The organism is Streptomyces sp. NPDC041784 (assembly GCF_055591025.1).
Window position 1 is genome coordinate 54,000 of record NZ_JBVJAB010000010.1, and the last position, 23,010, is coordinate 77,009.

Genomic DNA, 23,010 nt, shown 5'->3' on the forward strand with positions numbered 1-23,010 from the left:
AAGGCAGGTGGGGGCACTCACCGGCAGTGCCTCCCCATGGCACCGCCGCCCACTGCCGGGCAGCGGGATTCACCGCTGTTCGGGGGCCTTGATGCCGAGGACTCGATCGCGTAGCACGGGAAGCTCGGTGCGAATCCTGGCGACTTCGGCCATGTCGAGATCCACCGTCACCGTCTCCTCCGCGGTGCGGGCCGCGCCCAGGACGGTTCCCCAGGGGTCGATGATCATGCTGTGTCCGGCCTGCTCCATGCCGCCATGGGCACCTACCGCGCAACAGGCCAGGAGGAAGACCTGCTCCTCCAGGGCCCTCGTGCGCGTAAGGAGCTGCCAATGACTGAGGCGGGCCGCGGGCCATGCGGCAGGCACCACGATCCGCTCCGCGCCCGCGTCGAGCAGGCCCCGGAAGAGTTCAGGGAAGCGGAGGTCGTAGCAGATCGCGAGGCCGATCACACCGAAATCGGTGGGCACGGTGACGATGTCCTCGCCGCCGCCCATCAGGGTCGCCTCACCGGTGTCGAAGCCGTATCGATGGATCTTGCGACAACTACCGTGCAGCTCGCCCTCCCGGTCGAAGAGGAGAGCGGTGTTGTACAGCGTCCCGTTCCCGTCCCGCTCGATGATCGATCCGGCATGGAGCCACGCCCCGGCCTGACGGGCAGCGGCGGACATGACCTCGGCGGTGGGGCCGTCGACCCCTTCGGCGTCGCGCCCCCAGCGGTCGTACGCCCAGGCGCCGGCCGTCCACAGCTCCGGCAGGACCACGAGATCGTCGCCCACCCGGCTGCGGACCAGCGAAGCTGCCCTGTGACGGCGCTCGTCGGCGGAGTCCGAGGAGTCCACGGACAGCTGTAACAGTGAGGCACGCATGGCAGTCACCTCCGCGACCGTTCCGCCCGGTCCAGGGGAACCTGTTCCTACGAACGCAGGCGACACCATGCGCCTCTCGCGTCCCGTGGCATGACAGCCGTCTCGACCAGGGGTCCGACCGACGGCTGCTGCTCCAGTACTAGGCTGATGAAGGGGTCATGGCAGCCCGTGCAGGTCGTATCGAGTCCACGACAGGGCTCGGAGGCGCGGGCGGAAGGAGTCGTCATGGACCTTGGTTCAGATCAGGTCCTCGTCGTCACTCCTGGTGACCGGCGGCCCGGGCCCAGCACTCCGGGGATGGACCGCCAGGAGGCCTTCGCCACGGAGGCGATGTGGTCGGGATTCGTCCGTACCGAGGCCGGCATGGTCTCCGGCTGGCATCACCACGGTGAGTGCGAGTCGGTGATCTACGTCCTGACCGGAGCCCTGAAGATGGAGTTCGGCCTGGACGGCGCCGACACGGTGCACGCCGGGCCCGGTGACTTCATCTACGTGCCGAAGGGTGCCGTGCACCGGGAGAGCAACCCCTCGGCGGAGCCTGCCGACATCGTCGTCGTACGGTCCGGAACCGGGCAATCCACGTTCAATGTCGACGGGCCGGCACGGGGCTGAGGAGAGAGGAGAGCTGAGGCGAGCTGAGGAGAGAGGAGGGCAGTCGTCGAAATCCGGCGGCCGTACGGACCGGCCCGTGGAGCCGCATCAACTCCGTTGGGCGAGCCTGCCGAAGCGGGGATCATGGAGTTGTGACGAAGTGGACGAAGAAAGCGGCTCCGGTCGAGCTGCCAGATCTTGAGCCAGAACTCTCCGCGTACCAAAGGACATTGCGCGCACGGCTCCTCGCGGCTCCCGTGGTGCCTGCCCCCGAACCCTGGCAGCGTGTCGCCTTCGTGCCCGTCGGCGGGCTCCTCGGGATCGGCTTCGCATCGCATCCCGAGGACGACCGGGATCTGGTGATGGTCGTCTCGCACGACGGTCACGGCCTCTTCGACGCCGCCACGGGGGAGAAGATCGCCAGGGACCGCGACCCCGACCCCGAGGGCAGCACCCCCGACGCGGTTGCCGACCTGTCCTGCCCCGGACTGGGGCCGATCAGCGGCAGCCGCGTGCGCATCGCGGGGCTTTTCGGCGGAGGGCTCCACACCACCACCGCGGACGGCTGGACTCTGGAGGTCGTCACCCCCGCCTGGCCGAACGACCGTGTCCTGCTCTCCGGCGACGGCGGCCTGCCCCACCCCGGTCCCCACGGAGAACGGTGGTGGCACATCTTCCACTCCAGCTACTCCGAACTCCGCGCGGTCGGATTCTCGCCCTCCGGACAGACCATCGCCGTGGCGACGAGCAGCGACCTTTCACTGTGGACACGCAGCACCGACCACAGCCACGCGGGCACGGCAGAAGTCTGAGCGACGCGGAGAAGGCATGGCGATGGACGAAGACGAGAGCCTGCACCGGTACGGCCTGCACCCCGCCGGGGCGAACCTCGACGAAGTACGAGGTCTGCTCACCGCACAGACCCGGCTGGAGAGGCGTGCGCAGGGAGACGGCGACACGGAGCTGATGAAGCTGTGCTGCGTACAGCTGTTCAACGCCGCGGTACTCGAAGACATGTTGCTCATCTGGCAGGCCAAGTCCGCCGGCATGGACGCCGACTGCTCGATCGACATCCAGTTGCTGTGCGGAAGCGGACTGGCCAGGACCAAGGCGTACCTGACGTCTCAGCGTCTGCCGGAGGCCGACGCCGCGCTGCGGCGATTGCTCGATGCCGAAGCGGCCGGTGACTTCGAGGGCTTCTCCACTGAGGATCTCTCAGTCCAGTACGCCGAGTACTACTCGCCCTGACGTTCAGGGTCGGTCATGGCCCGGAGCGCGGGGTTCGGCTACGCACCGCGGCCTCGATCTGCTGCGACACAGAGCATTCTGCCGCGCAGTCGGGACATATCGTTGAGGATCATCGCGGCGCGAACACGGTCATGACAACAGAAGCGCCGACTTCCCGAACCGGCCCGAGCCCACCGCGGCCGTCGGCGGGCTCGGATCGTCCGTGCAGCTGGTTTCCGTTACTTCCCGAATGCCTGGCGGAACTCGTCGACGGTCTCGTCCGAGGCCCCGTTCGCGCCGCACACCGGGACGACGCCGTTCTCGGCGGCCACGATGTAGCGCTCACCTTCCGAGAACGTCAGCGCCTCCGGCCGGCTCGCGTCGCTGTCGAGCACGACCGTCTCCGTGTCGCCGCCCTTGAACCAGTGGTCGACGCGGAAGGTGACCGTGGAACCCTTGATGGAGGTGACCGTTCCCGCGAAGAGGGTCGGGTACCCACCCAGGGTGTCGGGACTGGGTGCCCCGCACTTCTGGCTGCCGAAGCCGCTGTGGGTGGTGAGTGTCAGTGGGCCGGTCGAGGCCGAGTGCCCGTTGCCGTCGTTCGCCATGACTCCTCCGGCGATGCCGCCGCCGAGCAGAAGCAGGCCAGCAGCCGCCGCGAGTCCGAGGAGCTGACGGCGGCTCCGTCGCGCAGCGGTCTTCGCGGGGACCGTACTGCCTGTCTGGAGCGCGGTGTCGGTGGTCAAGATGTCCTCCACAAGTCGGTCGATGTCGGGCAGCGGAGCATGTGGGGTCAGCGCCGGGTCCGCGGACTTCAGCCGGGCCAGCAACTCGTCGTCATTCACTGACCGCTCCTTCCTTCATCTCTCTTGTGTCCGGACGGTTCGTCATGCTTTCGCCTCAACTGTTCGGCGAGTTTCCTTTTCGCCCGGTGCAGCCGGATGCTCACGGCGTTGGACGTCAGCCCGGTCGCCTCCGCGATCTGCCGGGGCGTCAGCCCCTCCCACGCCCACAGCCGCACCACCTCACGGTCCAGCGCCCCGAGGGCGGCGAGCGCGGCGTGTAGATCGCTGTGGTCGGCGACCCCGGCCGGCTGCTGCTCCTGCGTCCGGATCAACCGCTCCACCAGCCGGAGCCGGCGCCCGTCGGCACGGCGGGCATTCGCCAGGCAGCCCCGTGCCACCCCGTAGCACCACGGCAGCACGTCATCGGGGTCGGGCAGGGAACCTGGCGCCGACCCCAGGCCGGGGACATCGTCAATACGGCGCCACAGCACCAGCATCGCCTCCGCCAGGATGTCGTCGACCATGTCGGCGCTCGTCCGTCGCAGCAGATACCGGTGCAATGGTTCCACCACCACGTGCGCCAGTCTTTCGAAGCGCGCCCGCTGCCTCTGGCGCGACTCCTCTTCCGTCATGGATTCCACAACCCGTCCTGTCCGGCACCGGCCGGATCCTTTCAGGCGCTCGCGTACGAGAAGACCTTCCGCTACCGCGGAGAGGTGGATCCTGGCGGCCGTCACTCCGACCTGGCCCAATGATCGGGTCCTGCTGTCGCGGGACGGGGGGTACCTCACTCGGACACCCGTGACGACGAGGAGAGCAACGTCCGCACGATGATGGCTTTGCACGCCCGTGACCAGATCGACCCCACCACCGCCGAACGCATCCGGCAGATGACCTCCGCCTCCCGTCGGACGGTCTTCGCTGTTCGGCCACCGATCCCGATCACAGTGCGACGCCTTGACGTGGATCAAAGCCTCTTTCCCGTGGAGGTTGTACCGCTGCGGGTGGGGGCTGAGGAAGGGTCAGGAGAGCGTGCCGGCCGTGGAGATTCGGTGGGAGGGCTTCGCATGGGCGCTGGGAGGGCTTCGCATGGGCGCTGCGGAGCGTGTGCCTCTCGCACATCGTGCCGGAGATTCATGGTGAACAGGCCGAGTGGGAGCGGTAGTTGAGGCAGGGGCCGGCGCAGGTGCGGTCGCATCCGGAGTGCGATCTGCGTCTCGCCGGGCTGCCGTACCGCTCGCTCCGGCCGGGGCTCGCGGGGGAGGGGAGGCGACGGTGCGGTATGCCGACGAGTGGGTCGTCGGGATCGAGGGCGTGACGCCGCAGGCCGCGCGGATCCACGGACTGGTGCGCTCCGGTGAACTCGAGCGGGCGCGGGCGTTGTTGCCCGTGGAGCGGCCGTATCCGGTGGCGGGCGAAACGCTGGACCACCTGCGGTGTTAGGACGTCTGGCCGAATAGAGTGGGCTCATGTCTGCCCCGCTCAGTTCCACGAGAACCCGTGCCGCGCTGCGTGCGTCGGCGCGTGCCTCCCTCGACGTGCTGCTGATTCTCGTGATGCTCGCCGTGGCGTTGTGGGCGCTCGGCCGGATGTGGTCGGTCGTGTGGCCGCTCATAGTCGCCCTGTTCCTCACCACGCTGACCTGGCCCCTGACCCGTACCCTGCGCCGCTGGGGGTGGCGTCCCGCGCCGGCCGCGTCGACCGTGACCCTGCTGTTCCTCCTGGTCGTCGTGGGCATCGTGGCGCTGATCGCCGTACCCGTGTCCTCCCAGTCCGGCGAACTCACCGACGGTGTCGTGGAGGGCATCCAGCGGCTGCGGGAGTGGGCCTCGGGGCCGCCGCTGAACATCGGCGACGAACAGATCGCGGGGGCGTTCGACACCGCCGTCGACCGAGTGCAGAACAGCGTCGGCAGCATGGTCTCCGCGGTGGCCACGGGCGTGGGCACGGTGGTCAACGGTGTGGTCACCGCCGTCCTCGCGATCTTCCTGATGTTCTTCTTCCTCAAGGACGGCCCGCGGTTCCTGCCGTGGCTCACCCGGCAGTTGCCCGGTCGCCTCGCCGTCGACGTCCCGATCGTGGCCGAGCGGGGCTGGAACACGCTGGGTGCGTTCGTGCGGTCGCAGGCGCTCGTCGGGCTGCTCGACGCCGTCTTCATCGGTGTCGGTCTGTGGATTCTGAAGATCCCGCTGGTGCTGCCGCTGGCCGTGCTGACGTTCGTCTCCGCGTTCGTGCCGATCGTGGGTGCGCTGTTCGCCGGATTCGTCGCGGTCCTCATCGCGCTCGTGTCGAACGGGCCCACGGACGCGCTGATCGTGCTGGGGATCATCGTCGTGGTGCAGCAGCTCGAGGGCAATGTGTTCCAGCCGATGATCCAGAGCCGGGGGCTCGGGCTGCACGCGGCGGTGATCCTGCTGGCGGTCACCCTGGGCGGCAGCCTGGCGGGCATCGTCGGCAGCCTCCTGGCCGTGCCGGTCGCGGCGATCATCGCCGTCGTCTGGAACTACGTCCGCGAACAGCTCGGCGATCCGCCGGGGGAGTCCGAGGAGACCGGGGGCTCCGGGGACTCCGATGACTCCGGGGCGGCTGCGGAGCCCGAGCGGGTCGATGGCCAGGCGGATCCGGAGCCCGCCGGCGTCTAGAGGAGGGTGGATTCCGTAGGCGTCCAGAGAGGGCCGGAGGCTGCCGGCGTCTAGAGGAGGGTGGAGAGATCCTCGCCCCAGAAGGCGAGGGTGTCGACGGCGCGCGGGCGGTGGCGGCTGTCGCCGGACGCCAGGGAGCGGGCCCGGTCGCGCAGGGCGGGGATGTGGTGGGCCAGGGCGGGCAGGGTGAGCAGCGGGAGGAGCGCGGCGAGGGCCGCCTCCCGGACCTCGGGCGAGGTGTCGGCCAGGAACGGGCGTATGGCGTCGTGCAGTTCGGGGGCGGCGTCGAGGACGGCGTCGGCGTCCTCCTGCTCCCCGAACGCGCAGCCTTGCTGGGCGACGGCGTCGGCGGCCGTGTCACCGAGCCAGTCCAGCAGCCCGACCCGCAGGGGGAACTCCGGCTTCTTCCCGAGGGAGTACTCCTCGTCCGCCGTGCGGTCGGTGACGCTCGCCAGGGTTCTGGGGTCCCCGAGGATCGCCGCGATGAACAGCGCCGCCGGGGCCGTGGCGCTGGAGAGGACGCGGTCGCTCCGTACGGCCTCGATCAGCTCGCGCAGGGCGTGGCCCTGGACGCGCGGGTCGGCGTCGAGGAGTTGGGGCAGGGTGACCTCGGTGGGCGGTGCGACGTCCGACCAGCAGTTCTCCACGGTGCTCCAGTCCGTGCGCGACAGCAGTGCGTGCGGGTCGACGAGGCCGTCGCGCCCGTGGTTGTTCTCCATCGGGCCAGTGTGACGGCTGCCTCTGACAATCGGCCGGGCCCGTCCGGGCGGCCGGGCCGGCGGCACGCGCCCGACCAAAGTCGGGGCGCCGTAGACCATCGGCCGACGACAGGGTGTACCGCGTTCGCGCAGAGTGGGGACGTTGCCCGGTTCCCGACGGAAGAGCAGAAACGTGGACATGAGGAAGCGGACGGATCCGCAGGGGCGGAGCACCGTGGTCGCGGAGTCGGCGTGGGCCGCGGTGGCCTTCTGCGTGGTGTGCGGAGTCGGTCTGGGGTGGCTGGTTCCGCTCCTCGCGGACTGGCTGGTGTCCCTCCCGTGGGCGCCCCTGGAAGGTCCGGCCGAGCTGCTCAACTCGGTACCCGAGCCCGGCCGCACCCTCGGTGCCCTCGCGGTCGGTGCGGTGCTGGGCGGGGTCGTCGGGTTCGTCGCGGTGCACGAGTCGTTGACCGTCAGTGTCTCCGGCACCCAGGTGGGACTCGCGATCAGGGACGAGGAGCGGGAGTTCCCGCGCGACGAGGTCGCCCTCGCGGTCCGGGACGGCAAGCAGCTCGTGCTCCTCGGCCGGACCGGCACGGAACTCGCGCGTGAGCACTGCGGCCTTCCCTGGACTCGCCTCGCCCGGGTCTTCACCGAGCACGGCTACCGGTGGGCGGACGAGGATCCGCATCGGGACGAGTTCCGCCGCTGGGTACCGGGCGCGGCCGGCCTGCCCGAGGGAGCGAACGCCCTCCTGCACGCCCGCGCCAGGGCCCTGAAGACGAAGGACGACGCCTCGGACGCCCGCGAACTACGGGCGGAACTGATCCGCCTCGGCGTGATCGTCCGCGACGAGAAGGACCGCCAGTACTGGCGCTTGCCGCAGGGGTGGTGAGGGGCGACCGGTCTCGACGGGTCTGACCGGTCGGTGGTTCCGGGGCGCTGCCTTGGGTTTGAGCGGCGGGTGACGGGCGTGGTGGTCGTCGGAGGCGGGCCGAGCCTTGCGTCCGAGTGACGGCGGCGCTGCTGAGCGCGCGGCGGTTCCCGACGTCCGCCCCAGCGGTTGCGCCGCGCGGCCCCCGCGCCGGCCGTGGGCGGTGGGCGCCGGGCCTCGTGTCTTCCCCCCGTGGCTGTGCCGGGTTGGCGGTTCTCGGCGCCTGCGTCGGCGGCCTGCCTCGGCGGCTGTGCGTTGCGTGGCTGGCACGGTGGTGTCGGCGGCGGGACGAGTCTCGAGTCTGCGTGACAGCGGTCGGCCCTGAGCGGTCGGCGCTTCTCTGAGGCGGCCTCGCCGCCTTGAGGCGGGCGGGCCTTGGCGGCCGCGGGCGGCGGGCTGCGCCTCAGGGCTGCTGCCGCGGTGCGGGGGCCGGGGGTTCCCGACGTCTGTCCCAGCGGCTCTGAGCCGGGGTGGTGCCGCGCGGGTCGTGAGCGGGCCGGGTCCGGGCTTCGTGTCTGGCGTGCTGCGGCTCTGACCGGGTCGGCGGTTCTCGGTGCCTGGCTCAGAGCCTGTGCGGCGGGTCCCGTTTCGCGTCCGCGTGACGGCGGCGCTTCTCGGTGTCTGCCCGGTGGCTCTGCGCCGCGCGGCCGCCGCGCCTGCCGTGAGCGGTGGGTGCCGGGCCTTGTGTCTGCCTCCGGAGTCGGCCTCGGTGGCTCCCCCCGGGTGGCTGTCACCGGGATGGTGAGCGGCGGGCTGTGGTGCTTCCTGCCGGCAGCGGCAGCGGCAGCGGCAGCGTCCGTCCCGGCCGGAGGATGGTGGGTTGTCCCCTTACGCCGCGGTGACGACCTCGCCCCTGATCGCCTCGGCCCACTCGACCACCAACAGCTCGTACTCCGCCCGCTCCGTGGCCGACAGCGAGCCGCCCGCGCGCAGCCACAGGGCCCGGATCCGCTCGTTTAACTCGGAAGCGGACCGCACGGAACCAGGGGCATCAGAAGTGGGGGACATGGCCCAAGCCTAGGGGCAAGCACTGACGGTGCGCTACCGGTCGGCTACGCCACCCGTATGGGGTTGGTCACGGTTGATCGATCAACCGGCCAGGCCTCCGGCGGGGTAGCGTCAGTCGACCCAGGCCACGACGCACAGCCCTCGCCGAGCGGCCTCGCGGTAGAACTCCCGCAGCGCGGAGAAGTGCCGGACGAGATACTCCCGTACGTCGCCGTCGAACCCCCCGAACCTCCCGAACCCGCAGACCTCCGCCGCCTCGGCGGGCGAGGCGGGCAGGGCGGTGAGGAAACCGTCGAGGTCGATGCCGTCGAGGCCGCGGGACACCTCGCGCACGGCCTCCGGTGCCAGCAGTTGCGGCGCCTCCCCGAAGCCGTCGTACACCTCGTCGTGGTCGAGGAAGCCGACGCCCTCGCCCTCCGCCTCGCCTTCGCTCTCGCCCGGGTCGCCGTCGATCGCCCGCCCGATCAGGGCGATCGCGTCGGCGTCGGCGCCCACGCGGCGGCCGTACCACAGCAGGCCCCACACGCCCCAGTCCGTGTCGAGGAGATCGGTGTCCGGTGGGTCCCAGCCCGGCGCGGCGCCCGGTGAGCGGAGCGCCGACTCGCGGCAGCGCTCCAGATAAGCCGGGGAGACCCGCGCCAGTTGCTGGGTGAGGGCCATCGCGGGCGGTGGGTCAGCCGGCCGACTCGGCCGCGTGCGGGCTGAGGACGCCCATGGCGACGAGGACGATGATCACGATGCCGAGGACGACCCGGTAGTAGACGAACGGCATGAAGGACTTGGTGCTGATGAACTTCATGAACAACGCTACGACGGCAAAGCCTGACCGGCCTTGACCTGCAACTTCACCCACTCTGCGAACCCCTCTGGGAGAGAAGTGGGAGAAGGAGGCGGCTCCCACCCCTCCGGGAGACCCGCCGCGAACCTCAACCACCGCAGTTGCAGCGTCTCCATGACGCCCCGCTCCATCACCGGCGTCACGTTCGAGTACAACCCCTCAACGCCGGCCAGCTCGTGGCCCATCCTCGTCTCCACCGCGATCCGGCTGTGCCCGTCCTCGTCGAGCCACTCCTTATGCCCGTGCCGGGTCAGGTACTGCCGCTTGCCCTTCCACGCCTCCACCGTCGGCAGTCCGGGCAGAGGCCGACGGGAGTCCACGGTCTGCTGCTGTCCGCCCCTTACACGGGTGAACCCCGTCCGCTCCGCGTGCCCATCGGCGAACTTCCGCCAGTACTGGTACGTGAAGTTCGCGTTGATCAACGGGCCGTTATTGATTGAGGGAAACACCCACTCAGACTCGTGGCTGGCCAGCAGCATCTCCAGCAACTCCGCCACGAACTCCGGCACGACGAGGGTCCGACGGGACTCGTACTTCGGAGGATACAAGCCCGGCGTACTCGTGCCGCCCTCCCGCTGATGCTGCCACTCCACCCGGATCGCGGGCATCGGCGAGGTGCCGGCGTACCGCTCCATGTCGTCCGCGTACCGAGCTTCCTCCTCGGGGTCGATCCGCGGGTCGGACGCCGGCCAGTTGGGTGTGCAGTACTCACGGCGCAGTCCGTACAGCTCTGCTGGCCGCATGCCGGTCATGACGGACGTCCAGACGTAGGCGTAGCCGGTGAATCCCCAGTAGGTCATCGCGTTGCAGGCGAGCTGGTGCACGTCGGCGATGGCCATGGGGCGCTTCCGCTCGCGCTTCGTCTTGGCGTACTGGCCGCGCCGCTTCTTCTTCTGCACGGGCGACGACTGGCGCAGGCCGTCGTCGACGGCGTCGTCCATCATCATGCCGAAGACCAACAAGATCTCGCCGCGGTACCGGTCGCCGATGTTCGGCTGGTCCTCCAGCCACAGCACCCACGCCCGGTAGGCGGAGGCCCGGATGTCGGCGACGGCGACGTCACCCCAGCGGGGTTCGATGTACAGCCGGATGTAGGAGGCGATGTTCCGTCGTCTCAGGTGGCCGACGCGGATGGTCTGTTGCCAGGTGCGGCAGTACTCGCTCATGAGGACGCTGCCGTCACGGCGGCTGATGTAGCGGTCGTTGCGGATGTCGGACTCGCGGTCCAGGCCGTAGGCGATGGCCTCGTCACGGGTGTCGAACCCGCCCTGGCTGTCGTAGAGCCACTTGCCCGTGTCGGGGTGCTTCTTGCCGGTGTTCCACCGGACTCGCCACTTGGTGCCGCGCTGCTCGGCGTAGGGCATACGCCATCCCCCCAGATGGATCGTGCGGGTTGAGCGGATACGCCGGCAGGCACCCCTGCCACCGGCCTCCGCTTTCTGGACCGACTAGTCTTCCGTGCCGACGGGGCATGCGCGGCACTTTCGGCAGTCGATCCCCTGGCCGTGCGTCAGTTCCCTTACCCGCTCCTGAATTGCGGGGTCGGTCAGAGCCGCAGGGGCCAGGATGCAGACGATCTCGCCGTCCTTTTTCAGAACGTGGCCTTCGAAGCCGGCTCTGTCGAACGTCACCATCGTCGTCATACAGGTCCCCCTTTGACCTCGGAGAACCCCCCATGTGGATGGACGCTCAGACTTACACGAGTGACGGCTCTGCAACAGGGTGTCGTTGAAGTTTCGTCAGTACTGGAAGGTCACGATCAGGTCACGGTGGAATGGTTGTAAGGCTACCCGAGGTAACTAGTCGGATTTCAGTACGCCGCGCGCCCTGAGCTCGCGAAACATCTCATCTTTCAAGGCCTTGGCTTCACTCAGTGTCAGGTGCGGCGCGGTCAGTTGTGCAGACTTTGTGAACGCCCGGTCCATCTCGTCTTCGAGCTTCACGAAGTCTCGGATCTGGCCGCCCTCGATCAGCTCCGTGCCGTCCTCCAGGGCGATCGAGTCGGACGCCCCTTCCAGGACGGCCTTCACCGAGCCGGCCTGGAACCCGAAGCCCAGCTCCAGCTTCGCGTAGGTGGTGGCGCGGACGGGCTGCCCGAACTCCACCTTGCGGTAGGTCGTGTGCGAGATATCGCATGCCTCGGCTGCGGCTTCCTTGCTGGCGAAGCCCAGCGCAACTCGCCGCTGCGTCACGAGCGCTGCGAGTTTCTGCAGGTGGCGGGTGGCGTCGCCATTGGTAGGGGCCATGACGCACATGATGCCAGCGACCGCCAGCGACCGCTAGAAACACCTCGCTCCGTGACCGGATCCTTGCGGCATGTAGGCGCGAAGGTGGGGCGCACTCTCCCTGCAACTCGCGAAAACTCTCGGAAACTCCAAGTTACCCGCGCGTACCGCTAGTTTCCGACAGTTTGGTCCGCTACCTTCAAGGCATGGAGAAACCCCAACCCACCGCCTTCCAGGTGGACGGGGCGGAAATCCGTAAGCGCCGCATGGAAGTCGGCCTCACCCTCCGCCAATGCGCGAAGGCAGCCGGCATCGCCCACAGCTACCTCAGCGAGATCGAGACCGGCCTCAAAGGGGACATGCGGCCCCCCACCTACGCGGGACTGCGCACCGCCCTCCAGATCCAGCCCAACGACCGCAGGCTCCTCCTCCCCACACCCGAGGAGCAGCACAGGAAGGACACCGATGGCCCCGACGAAGGCGCCCCACGTCCCCACCCAGAGGACGGCTGAGCCCGTCCTGGAGCGCTTCTACAACGTCCGCAACGCCGCCATCCGGCTCGACCTCACCGACCCGGACGACCCGGACGACACCACCGGACAGAGCTGGCTCCGCGAGGGCTTCAACCGCCCCGAAGACGGCAGCAAGGGACGCAAGTTCCCCGGCCGCTACATGGGCCGCCGGCTCATCTTCAGCGAGTCCGACCTCGCCGTCATCGACGAGATCGCCCGCGAGGAGACCGCGGCAAGGCAGCGCGCGACGGACACGCCGCCGGTATCGACCGGCCGGCCGCGCCGCACCCGCAAGACGCCGGCGCTCGCCGGTTCCTGACCCCTTCTACGCCGAAGGGCCGCCGGGGTGCGACCCGACAGCCCAACGACTCGGCCAGCAGTCCCACTCAACTCAGAAAGTGAGGCGCAAGCCTTGAACGCATCATCTCAGACCCTCAGCGGGGTCCGTCCGCTGAACCGCTCCCCCTTGGCGGAGCCGGTCACCGTGCCGCAGGTGTTCCGTGCGGCGGCCCGGATCCTGGCCGCGAACGGTCTGCACCAGGGCGACTACTGCCCGGACCCGTTCGACCGCCGGTCCACCAGCCCGCACGCCGAGCGTCCGCTGTCGATCGTGGCGGCGATCCGCTGCGTGGCTTCGCCGCACGGTGACAACCCGCACCGCATGACGGAGCGGTCCGAGGCCGCGGTGAAGGTGCTGGCCTACCGCTTGAAGGTGGAGGGCGAGCCGCCGTGGAGCGACGCCCCCCGCTGGCTTGAGAACCACGTCGACGGCTGGGGGGACCTGGAGGGCCGGACGACGGAGTCGGCTGTGGCGGTGCTGGAGGCGGCTGCGGACGCGTGCGAGGTGTCGGCGTGAGCGCCCCGTTGGTGGTGAACATCATGGACGGCCGGGTGTGGCTGTGCTGCGGGTCGGTTGCCGGTGAGGCGTTGTACGCGCCGGTTGGTGCGCGGCCGGGGCCGGGTCTCCAGATGGCGACGCTGGCCGATCTGGCGGAGCACGTGATCGTGGGGGCGGCGGACGTCCTGCCGGTACCGGTGGGCCCGGAGCCGCAGCCGTTGTCGGCGGAGCGACTCGACGAGGTCGCTGGCCGTGCGGCGCATCTGTACGAGTACGGCAGCGACGTCGCTGTCGACGAGTGGAACCGGCTGGCTGGGTCGGATGTGCCTGCGCTGGTGACGGAGGTTCGCCGGTTGTGGGCGGAGCGGCACGTCACGAACGAGGCGCTCTCGGATGCGGCCGAGCAGCTGCGCGTGGACCGGGACCGGATCGCCGAGCTGGAGGCGCAGCGTGAGCGGCGTCGGGTCCGGCTCGTCGCCCTTCAGAACGACGCACTGAGCATGCGGGGTTCGCTGTCGCCGATGGGCGAGGACCGCAAGGTGCCGTTCCCGTTGGGGGAGACGCTCACTCCGGCTGTCGACTGGCTGATCGCTCGGGTCGCCGAGCTGGAGGCGTTGACGCCCGCGTCGGTGCAGACGTGCCGGACGTGCGGGGCGGGCTACACCCTTGGGGAGCCGTGTTCGACGTGCGCCTTCAAGGCCCGGATGGCGGCCGAGTTGGTGGCGGATGGGATCACGCGGCAGATCGCGCCGACGCAGGCGCTCCAACTGGAGGGCGAGCACTACGCGGCAGTCCACCGCGCCTACGCCAAGGGCCGGGACCTGGACTGGCCGGAGGTGGGTGGTTTCGTCGCGGTGCGCGGCCTGGTCGAGGTCAGCAGGCACAGCACGGAGGCCGCCGCGCGCGAAGCATGCGAGGCCGAACTGCGGCAACTCTTCCCGGACGCCCGCCCGTACTGGGTAACCGACGAGGCCGAGCTGCAGGTGGGCGCGATCGCTGTGCTGTGGGCGAGTGTCGACCTGCGGGTGTCGGAGACCGGTATTCAGGTGCGCCGGCCTAGGGCGGGTGCCTGATGCATACGACGTCTGCTGCTGAGTGGGCGCAGATGGTGTCCCTGGCTGTCGCTCTGTACGCGTCCGCGTCGGTGTTGTTCTTCCTGCTCGTCGACGCCGACCCGGCGGACTTCGACCCGCGGCCGGTGCTGTCCCGGCTGGTGCGGTCGGAGGTCGTGTACCCGCTGTGCCGGGAGTGGGACAACGCCCGCCACACCGTCCGCGAGTTCGGGCGTGACGCCGCCGCCCTCGTCCTTCTCCTCACCACCTCCCCGAAGGGGGTCAAGCCGTGACGACCGCGATTCGCGTGAAGGTCGTGCGGTTCCAGTGCCCGCACTGCCGCCGTACCCACTCCAAGCAGGCCGCTGCTGAGGCGCACATCGCCCGCTGCTGGAACAACCCGGCGGCTCGTGGCTGCAAGACCTGCGAGCACTTCACCCCTGCCGACTCCGAGGGCCCGTACCCGGAGCACCCGGGCTGGCCGGAGCAGTGCGAGGAGGGCCGGAAGTTGCTGTCCGGTCTGCACACGGGCTGCCCGTTGTGGGCGCCGCAGATGGCGCCGTGCGCGGAGTGCCCGACGCCGGTTCCGGCGGGGACCACCTACTGCTCCAGCCGCTGCCGTAATGCGGCGGACCGCCACGACGACATGCCGGGAGGCGAGGACTGATGCTGCGCAACTGTGACTGTGGCGCGTGCTGCGAGGCGTGCGGGCACTACGACGACTGCATCCGCAACGCCGGGCGTGAGCGGGACGTGGCGGACGAGGTCGCCATGGAGGACGGCTACCGCCCGTCCCGGGGCGCATCGCTGATCAAGCACCCGTCGCACGCGGCGACCCGCACCCACCTGAAGGCGAACCCGCTGCCTGCGCAGCAGGATCGGCGGACGGCATGAGCGCCGCAATGCGAGCCCTCGTCACCCGCCAGCGCGAGGATGCCGAACTCGACGCCCTCCGCACCCTCCTCGCCGACATCTCCACCGCCGCACGCTGGGGTGACGTCGCCGAAGTCCGCCGCCTCCTCGGCCAACACGCGGGCAACACGCACGCCCGACGCGGCGCGCTGCTGGCGTCGATCCTCGTGAACCCGAAGGTGCGCTGGAAGTCGGGGCGTGCGGTCACCGCTCTGCGCCGGGCCGGCTACCACCCGGTCAGCATCCGTACCGCGGCTGGTGACCTCGTCGCGCTCTCGCAGGCGGGCCATCTGATCCGGCACCAGGACAAGGCCGTCGTCTGGTACGAGCCGACGGCGGAGGTCCGGTGATGCGTGCTCTCGCCCTGTACACGGCGCACGTCGTCGCCGTCCTGGCCATCGCCTGCGGCTTCGTAATCCTCGCCTCCCTCCTGCCGGTCACGGACCCGTTCACCGAGTTCGGGCTGTGCCTGGTGGCCGGCTCGGTCGGGATCCTCCTCGCCCTCGACTGGGTGCCCTGCCCCTGCTGCCGAAAGGAGCGTCGCCCATGAGCGGCCTCAAGCATGCCCGCCGCCCGATCCGGGACCTCGTCCGCCAACTGGAGTTCCGCTCCGGGATGGGGCGCCCCTGCTACCTGAAGCGCAACACGGTCCACGCGACGCTGATCGTGCCGATGCTGCGCAACGGCGCCGAGGGACCGTACTCCTACCTGCGGACGTTCCAGCGGGCCACGATCCACGAAGCCGTCGTGCTCGGGTTCGTCGTCCTCGGTCCGGACCTGGTGGACCTCCCAGAGTTCGCGGTCGCCCGTACCCACTGGTCCGCCGACCCCGGCCTCATGGGCCGCACCATCTCCCTCGCGGGAGGCGGCCTGTGACCGCTACCACCGTGCATGCCGAGGCTCCGGCCTCGGCCGCCGGCCCGGCCATCCGGGACGACCTGACTGCCGAGCAGTACCACGCGGACAAGACATCGATCTCCTCGACCGGGCTCCGTTCCCTCCTCGACGACGGCTGCCCCGCCCAGTTCAAGCACGACCGCGACAACCCCCAGCCGCCGAAGCGGGAGTTCGACCTCGGCAACGCCGTCCACGCCGTCGTGCTGGGCGAGGGCGCCGACATCGTCGAACTCGACTACCCCGACTACAAGACGGTCGCTGCCCGCGCCGAGAAGCTCCAGGCCTACGCCGACGGCAAGGTCCCTCTCCTCCCGAAGGAGAAGACCCAGGTCGAGGCGATGGCGGAGGCGATCCGCCGGCACCCGGATGCGGGTCAGCTGCTGGCGCCGGGTGTGGGTGTGGCGGAGCGGTCGATCTTCTGGACCCACGCGGCGACCGGTGTCCGGGTGCGGGTGCGGCCGGACTGGCTGATCCTGCGGCCGGAGATGGCGGTCATCGTCGATCTGAAGACGACCACTGACGCCAGCCCGACGGCGTGCAGCAAGGCGATCGCGAACTACGCCTACCACCAGCAGGGCGCCCTGTACGTCGATGGCGTGTACGCCGCATACGACCCGGCAGACGTGCGGTTCTTCTTCGTCTTCCAGTCCAAGAAGGCCCCGTATCTGGTCACGGTTCGTGAACTCGCCGACCAGGACCAGGACATCGGCCGCGCCCGCAACGAACGCGCTCTGCGCATCTACGCCGAGTGCGAGTCCACCGGCGTCTGGCCGGACTGGACCGGCCCCGTCGACACCATCCCCCAGATCGGAATGCCGACCTGGGACACCCTCCGACAAGCTGAGGAGTATCTCGGTGAGCACTGAGATCGCCCCCCGCGACGAGCAGCACGCCGTCGCCACCATCCAGGCCCAGGCCCTCCCTCAGGTCCAGCCGACCGCCGGAACAACCGCCCTCGTGGCCTGGGCACAAGAGGCCAGCCTCGCCTACGACATGGCGCAAAAGCTCGCAGCCACGAGCTTTGTCCCGCAGTCCCTGCGCGGCAAGCCCGGCGACATCGCCGCCGCGATCCTGGCCGGCTCGGAGCTGGGGCTGAAGCCGATGGCGACGCTGAAGAGCATCGACATCATCCAGGGCACCCCGGCCCTGCGGGCGCACGCCATGCGCGCGGTGATCCAGACCCAGGGCCACGACATCGAGCTCGTCCACTCCGACGACACCCGCTGCGTGATGCGGGGGCGGCGCGCAGGGTCGGAGACGTGGCAGGAAGTCGAGTGGACCACCGACCGAGCGCGACTCATGGGGCTGCTCGGCAAGGACCAGTGGAAGAAGAACCCCAAGGGAATGCTCGTGGCCCGCGCCACGGGCGACATCTGCCGGCTGATCGCCTCGGACGCGCTGCACGGCATGCCGTACGTGTCGGAGGAACTGGAGGGCTTCACCACTGGTGAGGTGCTTCCGGCGAAGCCGCCGCTGTCGGTCGCGGCCATCACCGCCCCCACGCCCGCCCCGCAGGCCCCGGAGCAGCCGCCCGCGCCTGAGGCGGAGTACAGCGTCGACCGCGACGACGAGTCGGGTGACGGCCTGTGGGACCACGAGGCCGCCAGCGGTTCCACCGACTGGCCCGAGGCGACACAGCCCGGCGGTGGCGTGTGAACGGGCCGCAGCACTACACCGAGGGCGAGCAGCACATGAGTGCAGCCGAGCGCCTTGACCGGCCGGGCGGGAAGCCCGTCGACCCGACGGCTTCGATGTTCCACCTGATGGCTGCGCAAGCCCACTTCGGTGCCGCGCAAGCCGCTGCCGCTGCGGACCAGCTGGCGGACCGGTACGTCGGCGACGGACCTCACATCAACGAATGGCGGGACGCCGTGAGCTGGCTGGCACCTGCCGAGGTTGCGGACGGCGACGCCGTGTCGCCGAGCCCGCGCATCCCCGGCAAGCCGTATTCGCCGCCGGTCGAGACGGCGCTGCGGAACCTCAACCTCGCCGGGCATGTCACGCCCGCCGACACGCTGGCCGCCGCGATCCCGGTCATCGCCGGACACGTCGCGGAGGCGCTGGTCGACGGCGAGAACGACGCCGTCCGCAAGTGGGCCCGCAGCGTCATCGACGAGTTGCGCCGGGTCGGCCTCGACCTCGCGGGCCACGTCGAGCGACGGGCCGAAGACCTCAGGCCGGACGTGCCGTTCAGCTACGACCGCCCGCCCAGCTACAGCGACGACCCGCCTTTCTAGCCCGCACACCAGAGGGCGCCCCCGCGGGTATCGGGGGCGCCCCGCCCAAGCACACCACACCAGCCCCTGAACGGAGAACCCGCCATGAGGCGACCATCCATTCCACGCCGCCAGCACGAACAGATCCTCACCGACGAACGTCTCCGCCACCAGCAGGAACTCGACCAGGTGCGGGCCAAGCTTCGGGAGGCCGAGGACCGGCTGACTGCGCTCTCCGCCGACCGCGAGCGGCTGCGGGGCGAACGCGACCAGTTCGCCAAGGACCGTGACGCCCACAAGAAGGCCGCCGAGAAGGCAGCCGCCCAACTGGAGTCGGCGCTGGCCGCCCCGGTCCCGGGCTCGGAGGGCACTGCGACCCTCCGCCGCCGCATCCGGCAGCTGGAGAAGCAGTACGACGACGCCGTCGGCCGCAGTCCCAACCACATCGAGGACAGCAGCCGCTGGCAGCCCGGCTACCAGAACCCGAAGCAGGCCACGTCGTGAGCGCCTTCCACGCCGCGCTGGCGTCCACGCTCCTCGGTCTTGGGGTCGGTATGACGATGATCGGCCGTAGCTGGCCGGCCCGCCCGAAGCACCGTGCGCCGCGTCTGCGGCGGGTGGAGGAGTACGTGCCTGCGGGTGTCCTCATTCCCGCGCTCGCCGTCCACGGGCCCGGCTGGCCGACCGCCGCTTTCGCGTTCTGCGTCCGCTGCCAGACGGAGGTGCCGGTCGTCGTCCACGACGGCGCCCACCGCTGCGACCACGGCCACATCACCATCAACACCACCACGGGGGGCACCGCATGAGCATCCGCATCGGCTCCGTGTGCACCGGGTACGGCGGACTCGACGAGGCCGTACAGCAGGTGTTCGGCGGCGACCTCGCGTGGGTGTCCGACATCGACCCGGGCGCCTGCAAGATCATCGCCCACCGCATGCCCGGCGTCCGCAACCTCGGCGACATCACCACCCTGGACTGGCGGCAGGTCGAGCCCGTCGACATCTACATCGGCGGCTACCCCTGCCAGCCGTTCTCTCTGGCCGGTGAGCTGAAAGGAACTGACGATGACCGGCACCTCTGGCCCTTCATTGCCAGTGCCCTTCGGGTTCTTCGACCCCGAGTCGCGATCTTTGAGAACGTCGCGAACCACCTTCGAATCGGCTTCGACACTGTCCTCTGCGACCTTGCCGACCTCGGGTTCGATGCGGAGTGGGTCGTTGTACGTGCGGACGAGGTCGGCGCTCCCCACCAGCGACGCCGGCTCTTCGTCCTCGCCACAGCTGCCGACGCCCAGGGCGACGCGGGGCGGATCGGCGACCGAGACCGTGGCTCTTCTGCCGACGCCCCGCACCTCGGACACGAACGGGGCGGGGGCGCACGGCGACGGAGGCTTGGACCTGCGGACCACGGTGTCTCTGCTTCCGACACCGAACGCCACGTTCCCCGGGACCACGGCGAACTACCGGCCGGACGGAACGCCGTACAGCGAGGGGTATGGGATGACGCTCCTCGATGCGGCGCGGCTGCTGCTGCCGACACCGACCGCGGCGGACGGGGACCGGAGCAGCACGACGTACCCGAGAGGGAACCCGACACTTCTTGGGGCCGTTTCACCCCCGCCATCGCGCGGTGGGAAGCGGCGACCGGCCGCCGTGCCCCCTGGGCAACTGACGATCAGCGACGACTGAACCCCGCGTTCGTCGAATGGATGATGGGCCTCCGTGCCGGCCACGTCACCGACGTCCCCGGCCTCACCCGCACCCAGCAGCTGAAGGCCCTCGGTAACGGCGTCGTCCCGCAGCAGGCCACCGCCGCGATCCGCCTCCTCGCCGACCGGGCGGGGGTGGCCGCGTGAGCCGCTACGACTGGATGGAAGACGCCCGCTGCGCCCAGACCGACCCCGGCCTGTGGCACGCCGACAAAGGCGCCAACTACACCGAGGCCAAGCGGATCTGCGCCCGCTGCCCCGTCCGCCCCCAGTGCGAGGCACACACGGCCCGTCTCGACGCCGAGGCCACCATCTACAGCAAACACGGCGTGTGGGCTGGCCAGACCAAGAAGGACCGCGAGACCCGCCGTGTGAACGCCGAGCGTGCCGAGCGGGACGCGGCGATCCTGCGGCTCCTCAAGCGGGGTGGCATGGAGGCGGAGGAGATCGCCGTCCAGGTGGGGTGCAGCAGTCGCACCGTGTGGCGTGTTCAGAAGGCGTATCGCGAGCAGATGGGGAGGGCGGCGTGATGGCGGCGGGCACGGACCTGCCGCGCTTCGACTCGCTCACCCTCGCCGACGTCGACGCCGAAGCGTGCCGCCGGGCGGCCCTCTACGTCGCCTCACAAGCCACCAGCGCCGAGGACTGCCGCACCCTCCTCGACGTCCTCGGACTCACCCCACGCAACGCGTCCCGCGAGCACGGAATGCCCGGCTACCGGGCCGGCTGCCGCTGCAAAACCTGCCGCAAGGCCAACGCCGAACGCTGCCGCCGACAACGCGCCATGGCCGCCCGCGGCTACCTCACCGAAGAGCAGTGGCAGGCACGCAAGAAGGGAGTCACCCCATGACCCGCATCGTCTACCCCACCCGCACCCCGCAGACTCGCCGCAAGACGGACTGGCGCGATGCCGCGCAGTGTGCGGGCGCCGAGTACGCCAAGCGCCGCGACCTGTGGTTCCCCCTCACCACCGACAAGGCGGACACGACCGAGGCCAAGGAGATCTGCGGCGTGTGCCCGGTGCAGCGGGCGTGTCTGGTTGCTGCGCTCCGTGAGGAGGGGGGCAAGGCGGTCGACAACCGGTTCGGGATCCGTGGCGGGGCTACGGCGGCTGAGCGGGTGGTCCTCTACCGCAAGTACCGGGCCGCGAAGGCTGCGGCGTGAGCGCCCGTACTCCGGAGCCGTGCGACATCCCCGGCGAGCATGCCGGGCCGGTCCGCTTCTACCGGACGGGCTGGAAGTGCGCAGCTCACGCGCCCGAGCCGGAGCCCCGCGTCCCGCAGCCGGCCGACCAGACCACCTGACCAGCAGACGGCCCCGGCCGCACGAATCGGCCGGGGCCACCCAACCCAAGGAGAACACGACATGGGCCTCTACCACTCCGTCGGCATCGCCTACGGCTTCGAGATCCCCAACGACACCGACATCGACGCCATCGACCGGGCGCTCTTCGGGCAGCCCGACACCCCGGCCAGCGTCGGCTACGTCGTAATCGGCGACCGCGACCAACTGCTCCTCGTCACCGAGGTTCAGCAGGTGAAGGAGAACCAGGTCGTCCGTTTCGGAGGCGAGTACCACGCGAGGCCCGAACTCGCGCAATGGCTCGTCGCCCTGCACGAGGCGGCCGCGCGCATCGGCATCTCGGAGCACTCGCTGCCCGCGTGGCTGGTGATCCACAACTACCGCTGACCCTCCTCCCCGGCGGCCGCCCCCACGGCCGCCAGCCCGGGGCCCGCGACTTCCCCCAACCGCGGGCCCCGGGCCCCCGACCAGCAGAAAGGACCCCACCGTGACCGGCATCCCGACCCGCGGCGAGGCCCGCATCCGCCTCCGCGAACACGCCGCCCGCCTGTACATCCAGGGCTGCACCATCCAGTCCACCGCCCGACAGATCGGCCGCTCCTACGGCTGCACCCGAACCCTGCTGATCGAGGCAGGCGTGAGGTTCCGCAAGCGCGGCGGACTGCGGGCGACGAGCTTCCGCGCCAAGGACACCCGATGACCTGCCCCGCCTGTGGCGCCCCGTGCTCCCCGCACCGCGGGTTCTGCGGCAGCTGCGGCGCACCCGTCGGCCAGTAACCCACCGCGACTTGGAGGACCCGATGCCCGCGCAACAACCCACCCTCGACGGCACCCTCCCCACCCCGGCCACCGGCTACAGCTACGCCGAATGGGCCGACCTCGTCCGCCCGTACTTCGTCGCCGCAGCACAGTCCGGGCGCCGCTTCACCTCCTACGAGATCGCCGAGGAGAACCGGCTGCCCGAGCCGCCGAAGCCAGCCTCCGACTGGGGCAACTTCGTCCAGTCACTGGCCCGCGAGCAGCTGATCGAAGACGCCGGCACCGACCGCAGCGCCCGCCGCACCAGCGAGCGATCCCGAGTCGGGGTGTGGCGGGGGACGCGGGCCGCACAAGCCGGGAGGGTCGCGTGAGCGACGCCCGCACCTGGCGCCCGAACGGGCCCGGCTCGTTCCAGGCCCCCGCCGACGTCCGCGCCGTGCAAGACCGGACCGGCCGCCGCTGGACCAAACGCGGTGCTCGCTGGACCGCGACCGGTAGCCACTTCATCCGCTGGCGGGTCCTCGTCGCCGAACACGGGCCAGTCAGCGAAGCCAGCCAGTAGCCGCACACGACAACGGCCTCGCACAAGGCGAGGCCGGAGAGGAAGGAGGGAACCGTGTCAGGACTCGGCGGCGGTGTGTCGGTGGGCGGCATCCAGCGCTTCCCACAGAGTCCGCGCCCGAATTTGGTCGTCCGGATTCGGGCCGGCGGTTGCTTCCTCTGCCCGCCCCTCCAGGAACTCGATCACCGCCCGGTCCCGCAGGGCTTGCTCGTAGAAGGGGTGGCTGACGATCACGGCCGCTTCCTTGCCCCGGTTCACGAGGACCGTCGGCTCATCTGCGTAGCGGGCGCGCGAGATGACCTCACCGAGGACGTTACGCGCCTCGGCGATCTTCGCCCTGTGTTCCTTGCGGGGGGTCGCCATGTCGACAGAGTAGCGGATTCGCCACACCGCACAACAGCGCAAAGTCGCTTTCTTAGCTATGATGGACGTGTCAG

The 23,010-nt window shown here is 70.1% G+C and carries 41 protein-coding genes and 1 pseudogene; 31 read left to right on the top strand and 11 right to left on the bottom strand.

Features of this window, described 5'->3' with window-relative positions:
- Positions 1–69: 69 nt before the first annotated feature.
- Complete coding sequence (locus tag ACZ6D7_RS22305) at positions 70–867, bottom strand: carbon-nitrogen family hydrolase (RefSeq protein WP_469493225.1); 798 nt, start codon at positions 865–867, stop codon at positions 70–72.
- Positions 868–1,092: 225 nt separating this feature from the next.
- Here ACZ6D7_RS22305 and ACZ6D7_RS22310 point away from each other — a divergent pair, with 225 nt between their 5' ends.
- The 3 genes from ACZ6D7_RS22310 to ACZ6D7_RS22320 all read left to right on the top strand — a co-directional run bounded on the left by ACZ6D7_RS22310 (position 1,093) and on the right by ACZ6D7_RS22320 (position 2,706).
- Complete coding sequence (locus tag ACZ6D7_RS22310; RefSeq protein WP_469493228.1) at positions 1,093–1,479, top strand: cupin domain-containing protein; 387 nt, start codon at positions 1,093–1,095, stop codon at positions 1,477–1,479.
- 131 nt (positions 1,480–1,610) lie between these two features.
- A complete protein-coding gene (locus ACZ6D7_RS22315) occupies positions 1,611–2,270 on the top strand; it encodes a hypothetical protein (RefSeq protein ID WP_469493230.1) in 660 nt (219 codons plus the stop codon).
- Between the two features lie 16 nt (positions 2,271–2,286).
- Entirely contained in the window at positions 2,287–2,706 is a 420-nt protein-coding gene (locus tag ACZ6D7_RS22320; RefSeq protein ID WP_469493232.1) for a hypothetical protein, read from the top strand.
- Positions 2,707–2,924: 218 nt separating this feature from the next.
- Here the strand turns inward: ACZ6D7_RS22320 and ACZ6D7_RS22325 are convergent, their stop codons facing one another.
- Both ACZ6D7_RS22325 and ACZ6D7_RS22330 read right to left on the bottom strand, forming a co-directional pair.
- On the bottom strand, positions 2,925–3,530 hold the full coding sequence (locus ACZ6D7_RS22325) for a hypothetical protein (protein ID WP_469493235.1): 606 nt from the start codon (positions 3,528–3,530) through the stop codon (positions 2,925–2,927).
- Positions 3,527–4,045, bottom strand: a complete 519-nt coding sequence (locus tag ACZ6D7_RS22330; RefSeq protein ID WP_469493238.1) for an RNA polymerase sigma factor — start codon at positions 4,043–4,045, stop codon at positions 3,527–3,529. Before ACZ6D7_RS22330 ends, ACZ6D7_RS22325 begins: the two co-directional genes overlap by 4 nt.
- Positions 4,046–4,427: 382 nt before the next feature.
- On the opposite strand from ACZ6D7_RS22330, the gene ACZ6D7_RS22335 reads away from it, so the two are divergent.
- The 3 genes from ACZ6D7_RS22335 to ACZ6D7_RS22345 all read left to right on the top strand — a co-directional run bounded on the left by ACZ6D7_RS22335 (position 4,428) and on the right by ACZ6D7_RS22345 (position 6,112).
- On the top strand, positions 4,428–4,613 hold the full coding sequence (locus ACZ6D7_RS22335) for a DUF4291 family protein (RefSeq protein ID WP_469493240.1): 186 nt from the start codon (positions 4,428–4,430) through the stop codon (positions 4,611–4,613).
- A 132-nt stretch (positions 4,614–4,745) separates the two neighbouring features.
- Entirely contained in the window at positions 4,746–4,913 is a 168-nt protein-coding gene (locus tag ACZ6D7_RS22340; RefSeq protein WP_469493243.1) for a DUF4291 family protein, read from the top strand.
- A 26-nt stretch (positions 4,914–4,939) separates the two neighbouring features.
- A complete protein-coding gene (locus ACZ6D7_RS22345) occupies positions 4,940–6,112 on the top strand; it encodes an AI-2E family transporter (protein WP_469493246.1) in 1,173 nt (390 codons plus the stop codon).
- 50 nt (positions 6,113–6,162) lie between these two features.
- Here the strand turns inward: ACZ6D7_RS22345 and ACZ6D7_RS22350 are convergent, their stop codons facing one another.
- On the bottom strand, positions 6,163–6,831 hold the full coding sequence (locus ACZ6D7_RS22350; protein WP_469493248.1) for a hypothetical protein: 669 nt from the start codon (positions 6,829–6,831) through the stop codon (positions 6,163–6,165).
- Between the two features lie 178 nt (positions 6,832–7,009).
- Between ACZ6D7_RS22350 and ACZ6D7_RS22355 the strand changes: the two genes are divergently transcribed.
- On the top strand, positions 7,010–7,705 hold the full coding sequence (locus tag ACZ6D7_RS22355; RefSeq protein WP_469493251.1) for a YqeB family protein: 696 nt from the start codon (positions 7,010–7,012) through the stop codon (positions 7,703–7,705).
- An 867-nt stretch (positions 7,706–8,572) separates the two neighbouring features.
- Here the strand turns inward: ACZ6D7_RS22355 and ACZ6D7_RS22360 are convergent.
- The 6 genes and pseudogenes from ACZ6D7_RS22360 to ACZ6D7_RS22385 form a co-directional block, all read right to left on the bottom strand.
- The gene (locus tag ACZ6D7_RS22360) at positions 8,573–8,752 is read right to left on the bottom strand and encodes a hypothetical protein (RefSeq protein ID WP_469493254.1); all 180 of its coding nucleotides are present in this window, start codon (positions 8,750–8,752) and stop codon (positions 8,573–8,575) included.
- A 111-nt stretch (positions 8,753–8,863) separates the two neighbouring features.
- Entirely contained in the window at positions 8,864–9,412 is a 549-nt protein-coding gene (locus tag ACZ6D7_RS22365; RefSeq protein ID WP_469493257.1) for a DUF1877 family protein, read from the bottom strand.
- Positions 9,413–9,425: 13 nt separating this feature from the next.
- Positions 9,426–9,575, bottom strand: a pseudogene (locus tag ACZ6D7_RS22370) (undecaprenyl-diphosphatase); the annotation flags it as partial.
- Positions 9,560–10,954 carry an integrase gene (locus tag ACZ6D7_RS22375; RefSeq protein WP_469493260.1) on the bottom strand — a complete coding sequence of 465 codons (1,395 nt, stop codon included), beginning with the start codon at positions 10,952–10,954 and terminating at the stop codon, positions 9,560–9,562. The gene ACZ6D7_RS22375 and the pseudogene ACZ6D7_RS22370, both read right to left, overlap by 16 nt.
- 84 nt (positions 10,955–11,038) lie before the next feature.
- The gene (locus tag ACZ6D7_RS22380) at positions 11,039–11,233 is read right to left on the bottom strand and encodes a hypothetical protein (RefSeq protein WP_469493263.1); all 195 of its coding nucleotides are present in this window, start codon (positions 11,231–11,233) and stop codon (positions 11,039–11,041) included.
- Between the two features lie 156 nt (positions 11,234–11,389).
- Complete coding sequence (locus ACZ6D7_RS22385) at positions 11,390–11,836, bottom strand: hypothetical protein (protein ID WP_469493266.1); 447 nt, start codon at positions 11,834–11,836, stop codon at positions 11,390–11,392.
- A gap of 185 nt (positions 11,837–12,021) precedes the next feature.
- Between ACZ6D7_RS22385 and ACZ6D7_RS22390 the strand changes: the two genes are divergently transcribed.
- From ACZ6D7_RS22390 to ACZ6D7_RS22505, 24 genes are all read left to right on the top strand, one after another.
- The gene (locus tag ACZ6D7_RS22390) at positions 12,022–12,327 is read left to right on the top strand and encodes a helix-turn-helix domain-containing protein (RefSeq protein WP_469493269.1); all 306 of its coding nucleotides are present in this window, start codon (positions 12,022–12,024) and stop codon (positions 12,325–12,327) included.
- Entirely contained in the window at positions 12,281–12,646 is a 366-nt protein-coding gene (locus ACZ6D7_RS22395; protein WP_469493272.1) for a hypothetical protein, read from the top strand. Before ACZ6D7_RS22390 ends, ACZ6D7_RS22395 begins: the two co-directional genes overlap by 47 nt.
- A 93-nt stretch (positions 12,647–12,739) precedes the next feature.
- Positions 12,740–13,183, top strand: a complete 444-nt coding sequence (locus ACZ6D7_RS22400; protein WP_469493275.1) for a DUF6197 family protein — start codon at positions 12,740–12,742, stop codon at positions 13,181–13,183.
- Positions 13,180–14,238 (top strand): hypothetical protein, encoded by a 1,059-nt coding sequence (locus ACZ6D7_RS22405; protein ID WP_469493278.1) that lies wholly within the window; start codon positions 13,180–13,182, stop codon positions 14,236–14,238. Before ACZ6D7_RS22400 ends, ACZ6D7_RS22405 begins: the two co-directional genes overlap by 4 nt.
- 32 nt (positions 14,239–14,270) lie before the next feature.
- Complete coding sequence (locus tag ACZ6D7_RS22410) at positions 14,271–14,510, top strand: hypothetical protein (RefSeq protein ID WP_469493280.1); 240 nt, start codon at positions 14,271–14,273, stop codon at positions 14,508–14,510.
- Positions 14,507–14,884, top strand: coding sequence for a hypothetical protein (locus tag ACZ6D7_RS22415; protein WP_469493283.1), 378 nt, complete (start codon positions 14,507–14,509; stop codon positions 14,882–14,884). The genes ACZ6D7_RS22410 and ACZ6D7_RS22415 overlap by 4 nt, the downstream gene beginning before the upstream one ends.
- The gene (locus ACZ6D7_RS22420; RefSeq protein ID WP_469493286.1) at positions 14,884–15,111 is read left to right on the top strand and encodes a hypothetical protein; all 228 of its coding nucleotides are present in this window, start codon (positions 14,884–14,886) and stop codon (positions 15,109–15,111) included. The genes ACZ6D7_RS22415 and ACZ6D7_RS22420 overlap by 1 nt, the downstream gene beginning before the upstream one ends.
- Positions 15,108–15,479 (top strand): hypothetical protein, encoded by a 372-nt coding sequence (locus ACZ6D7_RS22425; protein ID WP_469493288.1) that lies wholly within the window; start codon positions 15,108–15,110, stop codon positions 15,477–15,479. Before ACZ6D7_RS22420 ends, ACZ6D7_RS22425 begins: the two co-directional genes overlap by 4 nt.
- Positions 15,479–15,679: a hypothetical protein gene (locus ACZ6D7_RS22430; protein ID WP_469493291.1), complete on the top strand. Its 201-nt coding sequence runs from the start codon at positions 15,479–15,481 to the stop codon at positions 15,677–15,679. Before ACZ6D7_RS22425 ends, ACZ6D7_RS22430 begins: the two co-directional genes overlap by 1 nt.
- Positions 15,676–16,005 (top strand): hypothetical protein, encoded by a 330-nt coding sequence (locus ACZ6D7_RS22435; RefSeq protein ID WP_469493294.1) that lies wholly within the window; start codon positions 15,676–15,678, stop codon positions 16,003–16,005. The genes ACZ6D7_RS22430 and ACZ6D7_RS22435 overlap by 4 nt, the downstream gene beginning before the upstream one ends.
- Complete coding sequence (locus ACZ6D7_RS22440) at positions 16,002–16,892, top strand: PD-(D/E)XK nuclease-like domain-containing protein (protein WP_469493297.1); 891 nt, start codon at positions 16,002–16,004, stop codon at positions 16,890–16,892. Before ACZ6D7_RS22435 ends, ACZ6D7_RS22440 begins: the two co-directional genes overlap by 4 nt.
- Positions 16,882–17,682 carry a hypothetical protein gene (locus ACZ6D7_RS22445; protein ID WP_469493302.1) on the top strand — a complete coding sequence of 267 codons (801 nt, stop codon included), beginning with the start codon at positions 16,882–16,884 and terminating at the stop codon, positions 17,680–17,682. Before ACZ6D7_RS22440 ends, ACZ6D7_RS22445 begins: the two co-directional genes overlap by 11 nt.
- A 107-nt stretch (positions 17,683–17,789) precedes the next feature.
- Positions 17,790–18,263, top strand: a complete 474-nt coding sequence (locus ACZ6D7_RS22450) for a hypothetical protein (RefSeq protein WP_469493305.1) — start codon at positions 17,790–17,792, stop codon at positions 18,261–18,263.
- Positions 18,264–18,347: 84 nt separating this feature from the next.
- Positions 18,348–18,746 (top strand): hypothetical protein, encoded by a 399-nt coding sequence (locus ACZ6D7_RS22455; RefSeq protein WP_469493308.1) that lies wholly within the window; start codon positions 18,348–18,350, stop codon positions 18,744–18,746.
- Positions 18,743–19,048, top strand: coding sequence for a hypothetical protein (locus ACZ6D7_RS22460; RefSeq protein ID WP_469493311.1), 306 nt, complete (start codon positions 18,743–18,745; stop codon positions 19,046–19,048). Before ACZ6D7_RS22455 ends, ACZ6D7_RS22460 begins: the two co-directional genes overlap by 4 nt.
- Complete coding sequence (locus ACZ6D7_RS22465) at positions 19,045–20,097, top strand: DNA cytosine methyltransferase (RefSeq protein WP_469493314.1); 1,053 nt, start codon at positions 19,045–19,047, stop codon at positions 20,095–20,097. The genes ACZ6D7_RS22460 and ACZ6D7_RS22465 overlap by 4 nt, the downstream gene beginning before the upstream one ends.
- On the top strand, positions 20,094–20,480 hold the full coding sequence (locus ACZ6D7_RS22470) for a WhiB family transcriptional regulator (protein ID WP_469493316.1): 387 nt from the start codon (positions 20,094–20,096) through the stop codon (positions 20,478–20,480). Before ACZ6D7_RS22465 ends, ACZ6D7_RS22470 begins: the two co-directional genes overlap by 4 nt.
- Positions 20,480–20,800, top strand: coding sequence for a hypothetical protein (locus tag ACZ6D7_RS22475; RefSeq protein ID WP_469493319.1), 321 nt, complete (start codon positions 20,480–20,482; stop codon positions 20,798–20,800). Before ACZ6D7_RS22470 ends, ACZ6D7_RS22475 begins: the two co-directional genes overlap by 1 nt.
- On the top strand, positions 20,797–21,114 hold the full coding sequence (locus tag ACZ6D7_RS22480) for a WhiB family transcriptional regulator (protein ID WP_469493321.1): 318 nt from the start codon (positions 20,797–20,799) through the stop codon (positions 21,112–21,114). Before ACZ6D7_RS22475 ends, ACZ6D7_RS22480 begins: the two co-directional genes overlap by 4 nt.
- Complete coding sequence (locus ACZ6D7_RS22485; protein WP_469493324.1) at positions 21,111–21,254, top strand: hypothetical protein; 144 nt, start codon at positions 21,111–21,113, stop codon at positions 21,252–21,254. Before ACZ6D7_RS22480 ends, ACZ6D7_RS22485 begins: the two co-directional genes overlap by 4 nt.
- A 61-nt stretch (positions 21,255–21,315) precedes the next feature.
- Positions 21,316–21,639 (top strand): hypothetical protein, encoded by a 324-nt coding sequence (locus ACZ6D7_RS22490; RefSeq protein WP_469493327.1) that lies wholly within the window; start codon positions 21,316–21,318, stop codon positions 21,637–21,639.
- A 100-nt stretch (positions 21,640–21,739) separates the two neighbouring features.
- Positions 21,740–21,952, top strand: coding sequence for a helix-turn-helix domain-containing protein (locus ACZ6D7_RS22495; protein ID WP_469493330.1), 213 nt, complete (start codon positions 21,740–21,742; stop codon positions 21,950–21,952).
- Positions 21,953–22,052: 100 nt separating this feature from the next.
- Positions 22,053–22,382, top strand: a complete 330-nt coding sequence (locus ACZ6D7_RS22500; RefSeq protein WP_469493332.1) for a hypothetical protein — start codon at positions 22,053–22,055, stop codon at positions 22,380–22,382.
- The gene (locus tag ACZ6D7_RS22505) at positions 22,379–22,573 is read left to right on the top strand and encodes a hypothetical protein (RefSeq protein WP_469493335.1); all 195 of its coding nucleotides are present in this window, start codon (positions 22,379–22,381) and stop codon (positions 22,571–22,573) included. Before ACZ6D7_RS22500 ends, ACZ6D7_RS22505 begins: the two co-directional genes overlap by 4 nt.
- Positions 22,574–22,630: 57 nt before the next feature.
- Here ACZ6D7_RS22505 and ACZ6D7_RS22510 read toward each other — a convergent pair whose 3' ends face one another.
- Complete coding sequence (locus ACZ6D7_RS22510; RefSeq protein ID WP_469493338.1) at positions 22,631–22,936, bottom strand: type II toxin-antitoxin system prevent-host-death family antitoxin; 306 nt, start codon at positions 22,934–22,936, stop codon at positions 22,631–22,633.
- Positions 22,937–23,010: the final 74 nt, after the last annotated feature.

What these genes read in the sequence shown, in the direction of transcription:
- ACZ6D7_RS22305 (WP_469493225.1), bottom strand. Translation starts at nt 867, where the DNA reads ATGCGTGCCTCACTGTTACAGCTGTCCGTGGACTCCTCGGACTCCGCC.
- ACZ6D7_RS22310 (WP_469493228.1), top strand. Translation starts at nt 1,093, where the DNA reads ATGGACCTTGGTTCAGATCAGGTCCTCGTCGTCACTCCTGGTGACCGG.
- ACZ6D7_RS22320 (WP_469493232.1), top strand. Translation starts at nt 2,287, where the DNA reads ATGGCGATGGACGAAGACGAGAGCCTGCACCGGTACGGCCTGCACCCC.
- ACZ6D7_RS22345 (WP_469493246.1), top strand. Translation starts at nt 4,940, where the DNA reads ATGTCTGCCCCGCTCAGTTCCACGAGAACCCGTGCCGCGCTGCGTGCG.
- ACZ6D7_RS22350 (WP_469493248.1), bottom strand. Translation starts at nt 6,831, where the DNA reads ATGGAGAACAACCACGGGCGCGACGGCCTCGTCGACCCGCACGCACTG.
- ACZ6D7_RS22355 (WP_469493251.1), top strand. Translation starts at nt 7,010, where the DNA reads ATGAGGAAGCGGACGGATCCGCAGGGGCGGAGCACCGTGGTCGCGGAG.
- ACZ6D7_RS22360 (WP_469493254.1), bottom strand. Translation starts at nt 8,752, where the DNA reads ATGTCCCCCACTTCTGATGCCCCTGGTTCCGTGCGGTCCGCTTCCGAG.
- ACZ6D7_RS22365 (WP_469493257.1), bottom strand. Translation starts at nt 9,412, where the DNA reads ATGGCCCTCACCCAGCAACTGGCGCGGGTCTCCCCGGCTTATCTGGAG.
- ACZ6D7_RS22375 (WP_469493260.1), bottom strand. Translation starts at nt 10,954, where the DNA reads ATGCCCTACGCCGAGCAGCGCGGCACCAAGTGGCGAGTCCGGTGGAAC.
- ACZ6D7_RS22380 (WP_469493263.1), bottom strand. Translation starts at nt 11,233, where the DNA reads ATGACGACGATGGTGACGTTCGACAGAGCCGGCTTCGAAGGCCACGTT.
- ACZ6D7_RS22385 (WP_469493266.1), bottom strand. Translation starts at nt 11,836, where the DNA reads ATGGCCCCTACCAATGGCGACGCCACCCGCCACCTGCAGAAACTCGCA.
- ACZ6D7_RS22390 (WP_469493269.1), top strand. Translation starts at nt 12,022, where the DNA reads ATGGAGAAACCCCAACCCACCGCCTTCCAGGTGGACGGGGCGGAAATC.
- ACZ6D7_RS22395 (WP_469493272.1), top strand. Translation starts at nt 12,281, where the DNA reads ATGGCCCCGACGAAGGCGCCCCACGTCCCCACCCAGAGGACGGCTGAG.
- ACZ6D7_RS22410 (WP_469493280.1), top strand. Translation starts at nt 14,271, where the DNA reads ATGGTGTCCCTGGCTGTCGCTCTGTACGCGTCCGCGTCGGTGTTGTTC.
- ACZ6D7_RS22420 (WP_469493286.1), top strand. Translation starts at nt 14,884, where the DNA reads ATGCTGCGCAACTGTGACTGTGGCGCGTGCTGCGAGGCGTGCGGGCAC.
- ACZ6D7_RS22425 (WP_469493288.1), top strand. Translation starts at nt 15,108, where the DNA reads ATGAGCGCCGCAATGCGAGCCCTCGTCACCCGCCAGCGCGAGGATGCC.
- ACZ6D7_RS22430 (WP_469493291.1), top strand. Translation starts at nt 15,479, where the DNA reads ATGCGTGCTCTCGCCCTGTACACGGCGCACGTCGTCGCCGTCCTGGCC.
- ACZ6D7_RS22435 (WP_469493294.1), top strand. Translation starts at nt 15,676, where the DNA reads ATGAGCGGCCTCAAGCATGCCCGCCGCCCGATCCGGGACCTCGTCCGC.
- ACZ6D7_RS22450 (WP_469493305.1), top strand. Translation starts at nt 17,790, where the DNA reads ATGGCTGCGCAAGCCCACTTCGGTGCCGCGCAAGCCGCTGCCGCTGCG.
- ACZ6D7_RS22455 (WP_469493308.1), top strand. Translation starts at nt 18,348, where the DNA reads ATGAGGCGACCATCCATTCCACGCCGCCAGCACGAACAGATCCTCACC.
- ACZ6D7_RS22465 (WP_469493314.1), top strand. Translation starts at nt 19,045, where the DNA reads ATGAGCATCCGCATCGGCTCCGTGTGCACCGGGTACGGCGGACTCGAC.
- ACZ6D7_RS22475 (WP_469493319.1), top strand. Translation starts at nt 20,480, where the DNA reads ATGGCGGCGGGCACGGACCTGCCGCGCTTCGACTCGCTCACCCTCGCC.
- ACZ6D7_RS22480 (WP_469493321.1), top strand. Translation starts at nt 20,797, where the DNA reads ATGACCCGCATCGTCTACCCCACCCGCACCCCGCAGACTCGCCGCAAG.
- ACZ6D7_RS22490 (WP_469493327.1), top strand. Translation starts at nt 21,316, where the DNA reads ATGGGCCTCTACCACTCCGTCGGCATCGCCTACGGCTTCGAGATCCCC.
- ACZ6D7_RS22500 (WP_469493332.1), top strand. Translation starts at nt 22,053, where the DNA reads ATGCCCGCGCAACAACCCACCCTCGACGGCACCCTCCCCACCCCGGCC.
- ACZ6D7_RS22510 (WP_469493338.1), bottom strand. Translation starts at nt 22,936, where the DNA reads ATGGCGACCCCCCGCAAGGAACACAGGGCGAAGATCGCCGAGGCGCGT.